This is a genomic window from bacterium, assembly GCA_021372775.1.
Taxonomy (GTDB): Bacteria; Acidobacteriota; Polarisedimenticolia; order J045; family J045; genus JAJFTU01.
Window position 1 is genome coordinate 1 of the sequence record JAJFTU010000422.1, and the last position, 6,545, is coordinate 6,545.

The 6,545-nt window shown below is 70.2% G+C and carries 4 protein-coding genes; 3 read left to right on the forward strand and 1 reads right to left on the reverse strand.

What is annotated here, in order from left to right; translation table 11 throughout:
* Positions 1-2,997: hypothetical protein (locus LLG88_14380; protein ID MCE5248096.1), on the reverse strand; the 2,997-nt coding region annotated here is incomplete at its 3' end.
* 424 nt (positions 2,998-3,421) lie between these two features.
* Here LLG88_14380 and LLG88_14385 point away from each other — a divergent pair.
* From LLG88_14385 to LLG88_14395, 3 genes are all read left to right on the forward strand, one after another.
* Complete coding sequence (locus LLG88_14385) at positions 3,422-4,003, forward strand: type IV toxin-antitoxin system AbiEi family antitoxin domain-containing protein (protein ID MCE5248097.1); 582 nt, start codon at positions 3,422-3,424, stop codon at positions 4,001-4,003.
* On the forward strand, positions 4,000-4,902 hold the full coding sequence (locus tag LLG88_14390) for a nucleotidyl transferase AbiEii/AbiGii toxin family protein (protein ID MCE5248098.1): 903 nt from the start codon (positions 4,000-4,002) through the stop codon (positions 4,900-4,902). The genes LLG88_14385 and LLG88_14390 overlap by 4 nt, the downstream gene beginning before the upstream one ends.
* A gap of 345 nt (positions 4,903-5,247) precedes the next feature.
* Positions 5,248-6,504, forward strand: coding sequence for a DUF3800 domain-containing protein (locus tag LLG88_14395; protein MCE5248099.1), 1,257 nt, complete (start codon positions 5,248-5,250; stop codon positions 6,502-6,504).
* Positions 6,505-6,545 lie beyond the last annotated feature (41 nt).

Consider the following 6,545-nt stretch of genomic DNA (forward strand, 5'->3'; position numbering starts at 1 on the left):
TTCGTAGTCGTCGAGGTTGTTGGTCTGCTTGGCCGCGACGGCGAGCAGCGCGGCCGTCAGCGCGTCGTCCCGCGTCGCGCCGATGAGCGGGCTCCGATAGGCGAGCGCCTTGTACGCGAGGTCGGACCGGCCTTGGAGCGACCGGAGCCGCGCCTCGCCGTCGGCCCGCTCCTTCGCCGGAAGCCCGGCGAGCGCGGCCTCCGCCTCCCGCAGCCGCCCCTCGTCCAGATCGAGGCGGAGCAACTCGATCCGCGCGCGCGCGTCGAGATCGGACCGCAGCCGCTTCGCCGCGCGGCGTTCGTTCGCGGTCGCCGGTCCGTCCGTCGGGATGTCCGCCTCGAGCGCCGCCGCGTAGAGCCGCCGCGCTTCGGCGTTCTCGCCGCGGTCCGCCGCGAGGCCCGCCGCGGCCGCGAGCGCCGGCTTGCGGTCGTCCTTCATGTTCCGGAACAGGGCGCAGACCGAGCTGTCCGGATCGAAGATCACCTGTTCCGGCCGGGCGTCGAGCGTCGCCGAGAACTCCGTCCTCGCGCCGCGCAGCAGCACCTTCCCCGGCACGGAGCGGAGCTCGCCGCGGTCGTCGCGCGTCTCGACGACGATCGGCACGAAGAGCGAGAAGGAAGTGTCCATCCGCCGGTCGAGCTTGACGCGCGCCACGTCGAAGGCGCCGCCCGCCGTGCGCCGCACGGCCAGGCGCGGCGTCGCCGGCGGCGCCGCCTCCGCCGCGCCGGAGACGATCCACTTGCCGTCCGCGGCCCGCCGGACCTCGTAGTCGTAGAAGACCTCCGGCAGGCCGACGCCGTCGATCAACGGCCGCGCCAGCGGTCCGAGGTCCGTTCCCGCGGCGACGCCGCACTGCGCGAGGAACTCCTCCGTCGAGACGGCGCGCCCCGCGTTCTTCGTCGCCACGGTCGAGAGCGCGGCGAGGAACGACGCGTCGTCGGGGAACGCGGCGGCGAGCGAGCCGAGCACCAGCGCGCCCTTCGCCTCGCGGATCATCTGCTGCATCGGAATGGCCCACGCGCCGCCTTCGTCGAAGCTCGTCGGCGCGCTTCGCCCGACGGCGAGCGCGCCGTGTTCGCCCAGCGGCCGCGCGCCGCCGAAGGGAGCCGCCGCGAGATCGACCTTCCACTTGCGCTGGACGCCGCGGAAGGAGAGAGGCTCGGCGCCGTCGGGCCAGGATGGACTCGGAGAAACGGCGGCGAGCGGCTGACGGCCCATCCGCACGACGTCGTCCCGCAGGGAGATCCCGGGCTGCGCCCGCATCGGCGCCAGCGCCGCGTACGCCGACAGCGCCTCGCCGAGCCACTCGTCGCGCGGTCCGGCGAAGTCCACGATCTCCCCCCACCACTGCCGCGCGATCTCCCGCGAGACGGCGGCGTTCGTCGAGAGCACCGTCAGACCGAGGCAACCGCGCGGGCCGCGCAGAGTCCGCGGCGAGACGAAGTCGGGCCTGTACCCGGGGCGGAGAGAGTCGTTCGGATCGCCGAGGGCGTCGTTCCCCGCGAGCGAGGAGACGACGGTCAGTTCGTCGAGCGGGTACGGGGCGATTGTCTTCTCGTAGTAGGCGACGGCGGACGCCGCCGCGTCGAGCATCCCGCCGCGCCGGTCGCCGAGAAGGACGTCGCTGCGCGCGTCGAGAGCCAACCGCACCGTCACGTGTCCGACCGTCTTCTCCAGCGTCCTGAACGCCCCGACCTCGAAGTCGAAGCGGCGCGACGGCCGCGTCGTCTCCCGCCGTTCCCACGCGAGACCGTCCGCGCCGACGCCTCCGGCCGCGCGGCGCCCGCCGGCGACGACCGCGAGCGACTTCGGGTAGCGGAACGTCACGTCGAACGTCGGGCGGTCCTCGGCCTGCGTCGGATACCAGAGCGCCGCGCGGCGCGCGAACGCGAGACCGGAGACGCGGTCGAAGACGTTGCCGGCGTACTCGATCTCGAGCTCGACCGCGGCGCCGGCGGCCGGCGCTTCGAGAAGGACGACGAGCGCCGCACCGTACTTCTGCCGGAAGAAGACGTCGCGCCCCGCGGCGCGCACGGACTTGATCCGCAGAGCGTCGGCGAGCGCGAACCGCGCCGCGCGGCGTCCCTCGCCGAGCGGCTCGAGCGAGAGGCGGCCCTTCGTCGTCATCGTTCCGGAGTAGGGATCGAGCGTCGCGTCGAGCGCGCACCGCGTGACCGCGAAGCCGCGGACGCCGGCCGTCTCCTTCCCGTCGGGGCCGCGCAGCGACGCCGAAACCCAGACGTCGTCGGCCCCGGCGAAGTCGAGCGCGACGTGGTCCGGCAGCCGCTTGAGCCGCCGTTCCTGCTGGTAGTAGTCCTCGATCTCGCGCAGCGGCTTCGCTTCGTTCTTGGTCTGGACCCACTGTCCCAGCGAAACCTGCTCGCGCGCCGTCGGATCGATCCGCAGATGGAAGTCGTTCAGCGTCGCGCCGTGCATCGCCAGCACCGTCGCCGCGAGGCCGCCGCGCGGCTCGACCAGCGCCGCGAGCATCAACGTCTCGACGCCGACGTGCTTCCGGTCGAGTCCGCCGTTCCACGCCGCGTAGACGTCCCGAACTTCCTTCGAGCGCGCCGCGTCTACGGCCGCCGCCGGAAGCGCCGCGAGCGCCGCCGGGATCTCCGTCCCCGCCGTCTCGATCACCGCGCTCGTCACCGGCTCGTCGAGCGTCTCGCCGCCGGTGTAGAGCGCCAACTGCCGCCGCTCGACGGCGTCGGGCGGCGTGAACTTGAACCGCCCCTTGCCGACGAAGACGAACGCCCGCGGCGCGCCGGCGACCGGCGTCGCCGGCACGACGACGCCCTCTTCGAGCGTCAGCGAGCCCATCTCAACGGGGAGCGTCAACCCCGCCGCGCGGCGCGCCGACGCGAGGTCCGGCTTCGCCGCCTGCAATTCCGAAAGGACCACGTTTGGATTGGGCGCCGCGCCCTGCGCGACCGACGCTCCGCCGCACGACAGACCGATCGCCGCGCCCAGCAAAGACGACCACAAGACTTTCATGAGGAGCCCCCCGTGCACGCCCCCACGGCAGCGCGGGCAAGGCAACGGTAATGCCCCCTCCTCCGCAAGGGCAAGGGCGACTCGCCTGGAATCGACCGACTCCGGTCAGGGCGCGGGCGCGCCGCCGACCTCTCCTCTACCGCAGCAGCGAGGGGCCCGCGCCGCCGCGCACGGCGATCCGCCGCGCGCGTTCGCACTGCTCGAGACTGTTGGTTGAAGCCCGGATGGCCTGCTCACGCCGGGCGGACGCGCGAGGACGAGCTTGTGTCCAAGAAATCGGGTGCGGGACAGCGAGATGGGGACAGCGCAGCCCTTGCCGTCTCTACCCGAAGCGGTGACCGTCGGTAGCCGCACCTGGGGTTGCGCAACGTACTCGGGCTCGAACGGGCTTGCACGAAACGAAACCCAGAGTTACTAATCGTGCATGAACGTCCGACCCAAGAGGCCGGACTGGGACCTGCTGTTCGAGACGGCGAGCGCCCAGGAAGGCTACTTCACCACCGGGCAGGCGGCCGAGGCCGGCTACTCGACCCAGCTTCTGCTCAAGCACATCCGCGCCGGGCGGGTCGTGCGGACACGCCGAGGCATCTACCGGCTCGTCCACTTCCCCGCCGGCGATCACGAAGAGCTGATCACCGCATGGCTCTGGTCGGGGCGGGCCGGCGTGGTTTCGCACCAGACCGCGCTGGCTCTCCACGGGCTTTCCGATGCGCTTCCGGCGAACGTGCATCTGACGCTGCCGCAAGCCTGGCGACGCCGTCGGTTCAGGGTGCCGGCCGGCGTCGTCCTCCACCACGCCGACGTCCCGCCGGAGGACCGCTCCTGGTTCGGCGCGGTGCCGGCCACCAATCCTCGGCGAACGCTGAACGACTGCGCCCGGGAAGCGATGGCCCCCGATCTGCTGCGCCAAGCCGCGCAGCAGGCCATTCGCCGGGGGCTCGCCGCGAAGGCGGAGCTCGGCGACGTGGACGAGGCCCTGCGCCCCTTCGGAGGGCTCGGCGCGTGACGGCCCGCACCTATTCCTCCCCCGAAGCCTTCAAGCAGGCTCTCGAGCGGCGCCTCCGGTCGGCGACGAAGACCGGCGGCGAGTTCGCCCGGAGGCGGCAGCTTCTGGTGTTCGATCGCTTTCTCGCGCGCATCGTCGCCGCGCTCGGCGACGCCGCCACGCTCAAGGGCGGCCTCGCGCTGGAGCTTCGCCTCGAGCGGGCGCGCACGACGAAGGACATCGACCTGAGGCTGATGGGCTCGCCCGACGCCATCCTCGCCGAGCTTCAGGCCGCCGGCCGCCGCGACCTCGGCGACTTCATGACCTTCGAGGTCGGCCCCGACGATGATCACCCCGCGATCCAGAACGACGGGATGCAGTACGACGGGCTCCGGTTTCGTGCCGAGTGCCGGCTCGCCGGAAAGGTGTACGGCCAGCCCTTCGGAGTGGACGTCGCCTTCGGCGATCCGATCCTCGGCGAGCCCGACGTCTTGGTGGCCGACGACGTTCTCGCGTTCGCCGGCGTCGCGCCGCCCACGCTGCGGCTCTACCCGCTCGCGACCCACATCGCCGAGAAGCTGCACGCGTACACGATGCCGCGCTCGCACCCGAACTCACGGGTGAAGGACCTCCCCGACCTGGCGCTGCTCGCGACGGCGCAAGCGATCGACGCCAAGAGTCTGCGTGCGGCGTTCGAGCGGACCTTCACGTTCCGCAAGACCCACCCGCTGCCGTCGTCGGTTCCCGCGCCGCCGCCGGCGTGGGAGACTCCGTACGCGGCGATGGCGCGGGAAGACGAGCTCTCCTGGGCCACGCTCGCCGACGTCACGAGGGCGGTGCAGTCCTTTCTCGACCCTGTGCTCGCGGGCGCTCTCGACGCGAACTGGAATCCCGGCGCATGGTCCTGGAGTGGACGATGAGCATCGCCAGGCGGTCCCCCGAGCCGCTTTCACGAAGGAGCGGACTGGCCCGCTTCCGGCTGAGCGATCGTGTGCTCGATGATGCAGGTGATCCTGAGCAGGAGTCACGCCGAGACAGTCACGATGACGGCCTACGGGCGTTTACGCGAACGCCAGCAACGAATCGTAGGGCCTGCGCTCACGACATCAGCCACTCGCCGTGTTCTTTGCCACGTTCTTCCGACCCTGTTCTGAATCTTCACGGCACGAATGTCGCAGTAACGACAGGCCTCGCCCCGCGCGTCAAATTCGTGCAGTTCATAGTAAGGTTTCGGACGGTCGCTCATTTTGAGGGGGGGGGACACGATGGCAGCCGACCTCGGCGGCTCAACTCGCGACCAAGAACAGGCAGACTGCTTCGCATTCGTAGACGCCTCCGGCGATCACAGCCGCTCGTTCGACAAGCCGAACGTGCCTACGCACTTCGTCATGGTTGCAATCGTGCCGAGGGGAGACTGCGGCGTCGTTTCTGAGGCGGCAGACCGCATCCGCGCTGAACACTTCGGCCGTGCGGAGATGAAGTCCTCAGGAATCGGGAGAGATGTGCGGCGTCGGTGTCGCGTTATCGAAAACCTCGCCGCTCTTGACGCGCACGCCTATGCCATCGCCGTTGACAAGACGAAGATCGACGCCGCCTCCGGCCTGATCTTCAAGAGGCCTTTCCAGAAGTTCCTTCACGACAAGCTTTACGCGCGCCTTCTCCGCGCCTACCAGCGCGTGATCGTCAGGGCAGACGAGCACGGGAGCCCGACGTTCATGATGGAGATGAAGGCTTACTTCGAGCGCAAGCACCCTACGACGCTCTTCAGCGGGTTCGAGGTCGAGTTCGTCAGGAGCAGTGACGAACCGCTGGTGCAGGTCGCAGACATCGTCGCCGGAACCGTCGGCCAGTGTCTCGATCGGAGTCTCGCCCCGGAGGGCCGCCGGGCGCTGATCGCGGCATCCCGGTCTCTCAGCATGCAGGTCGAGGTCTGGCCCACGGATTCGCCGGTCTTCGAGCCTGACGCCTCCGCCGACACCGACGACCGGACGGTCTTCCGCTGCGCACTCCAAGCCGCGGATACGTTCTTCGAGCGGTTCGACGGCGAGACAGGGGACGAGGTCACCGAACGTGCCAAGCGAGCCCTGCTCTACCTGCTGTACCGAGCAAGGGTGGAGGAAGATGACAGCTACGTCGGCACGCACGAAATCGTCGAAGCACTCAGCGATCACGAGCCCAGCTTGGCCCAGAACCCCAGCAGACGACCGATCCGGCAAGCGATCGGGCGCCTACGTGACAACGACGTGCTGCTTGCGAGCAGCCAGTCGGGGTACAAGATCCCGCAGCGCGTGTCCGACGTATTCGACTTCGTCGCTCAGTCGGAGCGCGTCCTCAACCCGATGCTGCACCGACTGGGCAAGGCTTACCGGCTTGTCCACGACGCGACCGCTGGCCGTGTGGACCTTCTCGATGATCCTGCCCTGATGCCGATTAGGGCCGCCGTCGCACTCCACAGTGACCCGATCGCGGCGGCCGAGGCCGACTTGGATGGACAGAAGCCGATCGCGCCGGAGCGTCCATAGCCGTGGCCTGCCCCCATTCGCTGGTCCAACGAAGCCGCGAG